Below are 2,131 nucleotides of genomic sequence, written 5' to 3' on the forward strand. Positions count from 1 at the left end.
TAACGGGATGTATTCTGACAACTGTTTTCAGTTCTCTCCATTTGTCGGCGTGGCAAGGCCAAATCGTTGACTGGCCTTGATGAAGGTATGCCATGTTCCATACACAGGCGGACCACTTTGCCGCGCCTGATTAGCAACCGTCGTCCCCCTGAGATGTTGGAGGGGGCAATCGGCGGTCGAAATCGATTGTTGATGCATGTTCGGCTTCTCACCACCGAGACGAAGGTTTCTGGCGTGGCCCTCCAATATCGGAGGGCGCTCTCTAGCCTGACTCATATGAAGGGGCGACGCCATCGCTCAATCAGGATCTGTGCCTCGCGCAGTGTCGAGAAGCTCCAGCCATTCAGCAAACCGTTCCGAAATTGGGAATTGAAGCTTCACATTAGCCATACTCCCAAGACGATCCTGGCGTGCCTTTTTATCAATGGGTTCTATAACCCGCGTTGCCGCCACTCTTTGGTGGGGGTAAAGCCCTTTTGCTGTCGAGCGAAAGTTCGCACAATTAACTTGAGAGTCAGGAATGCAGGCGGGACACGACCACCCCAACGATCTCTCTTTGCTTGATCCGGTCCGCAAATGCGGCGAGATTTGCCGGAAAGTCCCGTAAGCCCACCGATCCAACTGAAAGCCTCCAAAGCTCATGAAAATATCTGCTGACCACCTGACTGTTCTGGCGACCTCGATTCTCAGCTACGCCAGTGGTGCGCCAGATGCGGCGGCAAAGGTGGCGGCGCGTCTGGTGAGCGCGAATCTGACGGGCCATGACAGCCACGGGGTCGGCATGATCCCCGCCTATGTTAACGGAATACTAGCCGGGCAGTTAATCCCTGAAGGCAAAGCGCGGATCGTTCAAGACAAGGGGCCGTTTGTTCTGGTGGACGGTGAGCAGGGGTTTGGCCATATCGCCGCTGAACAAGCGATGGAGTTTGCAATTGAACGGGCGCGGGCGAACCATTTTGCTGTTCTGTCGCTGCGCAACAGCTTTCATCTCGGACGGCTGGGGGATTGGGGGGCTATGGCGGCAGAAGCTGGCTTTATCTGCATCCTCTACGCCAACGTACAGTCTTCCCGTCCCCTCGTGGCCCCGTTCGGCGGCAGCGACGCGCGCTTTGTCACCAACCCCTACTGCACTGCAATCCCGGCCACAGAAAAACACCCGATGTTCCTGCTGGACATGGCCACCAGCACCATCGCGATGGGCAAGGCGCGTGTAGCGGATCTCAGCGGCAAACAGCTGCCTGAAGGTTCAGTGATCGACGCAAAAGGAAATCCGACCACCGATCCGTCGGTCATGTTCAATGATGCAGGCGGGTCCCTTACGACGTTTGGACAGCACAAAGGATTTGGACTGGCCCTGCTGGGCGATATTCTGGGCGGATCGTTCAGTGGCGGTGGCGCTTATCTGCCAGAGCGGGAAGTCGAGGCGAACATCACCAACAACATGATGGCGATCCTGATTGATCCTGATGTTTTTGGCACAGCAGAGGCGTTCGGTATCGACGTTGACAAATATTCCGATTGGGTGAAGGCCTCCCCTCCCGCCCCCGGTTTTGCTGCGGTGCAATTTCCCGGTGACCCCGAACGCCGCAGCGCGCGGGATCGGAAAGCCAATGGCATCTTTGTCGATGCAGGCACATTAGCGCAACTTAAGGCCGCGGCGCAAAGCGCAGGTGTTCCGCAGGAAGAGTTTGATGCGTTTGCCCCTAAGGCTTGATCAGACATGCCCTCCGTGCGTCCCTTGCCAAGCTGGTGGCAGAAGTCGAAAGTAGATCCAACACCAAATAAATAAGCAATTGAGCATCATGCAGACTGACATTCTTGAAAATCTCCGCAATTTTCTTGGTGCGGATGGCGTTCTGATCGGCACAGATGTGCATCCAGGTTACAACACCGACCCCCGCGGTATAGGGCCGTTAAACCTGACGTGGTCCTAAGACCCGCCTCGACTGCAGAGCTGTCGCAGATCATGTCGATCTGTCACGCCGCGTCTCAGCGGCGCAGGCCGAGTTTGACGAAATTTTTACCGCTTCCCAATGCGTCTCTAACTAGGAGATTGGGAAAACACTCGAAACCTATTCCGAAGGGCGTTGTTGCACGGAGGGTAAATTGGCTGGAACGCGCCCTACCCGAG

Annotated in this window: 1 protein-coding gene; it reads left to right on the forward strand. The window is 56.1% G+C overall.

What is annotated here, in order from left to right; genetic code table 11:
• Window positions 1-640: 640 nt before the first annotated feature.
• Window positions 641-1,714, forward strand: a complete 1,074-nt coding sequence (locus tag BM174_RS20665; RefSeq protein ID WP_093925669.1) for a malate/lactate/ureidoglycolate dehydrogenase — start codon at window positions 641-643, stop codon at window positions 1,712-1,714.
• Window positions 1,715-2,131 lie beyond the last annotated feature (417 nt).

The sequence above is a fragment of the Sulfitobacter brevis genome (genome assembly GCF_900112755.1).
Taxonomy (GTDB): domain Bacteria; phylum Pseudomonadota; class Alphaproteobacteria; order Rhodobacterales; family Rhodobacteraceae; genus Sulfitobacter; species Sulfitobacter brevis.